The 407-nt window shown below is 55.8% G+C and carries 1 protein-coding gene and 1 rRNA gene; one reads left to right on the top strand and one right to left on the bottom strand.

Annotated elements, in window-relative coordinates:
* The coding region (locus tag AC1DCP_RS26580; protein ID WP_476774823.1) for a transposase domain-containing protein at positions 1–126 on the top strand (126 nt) is incomplete at its 5' end.
* A gap of 159 nt (positions 127–285) precedes the next feature.
* Here the strand turns inward: AC1DCP_RS26580 and rrf are convergent.
* A 5S ribosomal RNA gene (gene rrf / locus AC1DCP_RS26575) occupies positions 286–400 on the bottom strand.
* Positions 401–407: the final 7 nt, after the last annotated feature.

Genomic DNA, 407 nt, shown 5'->3' with positions numbered 1-407 from the left:
CTGCAGACTGCAAAGATGAATTCTGTCGATCCCCAGGCTTGGCTGACGCAGACGCTCGAGCGCCTCGCAAATGGCTGGCCTAGCAGCGAAATCCATACTCTTATGCCGTGGAGCTACAAGGCCTGAACGGCGTCAGCTTGCCGCTTACGCACCGTAATTGGGTGACCGATTTGTTTCGGCACATTGTGCGCTGGATTATTATAGCATAAAGGCCGCTTCAGCGGCCTTTTGATTAGGGCTTGAAGCCCTTTTTGTGAGTGAGAAGATATTTGTTGCGTTTTGCAGACCTGGCAGCGACCTACTCTCCCGCGTCTTGAGACGGAGTACCATTGGCGCTGGGGCGTTTCACGGCCGTGTTCGGAATGGGAACGGGTGCAGCCGCCCCGCGATAACCACCAGGTCGGCAA

This window comes from Agrobacterium sp. 10T429 (assembly GCF_056393925.1).
Note: the sequence above shows the minus strand (reverse complement) of the source record. Positions and strands in the feature narration are given on the sequence as shown.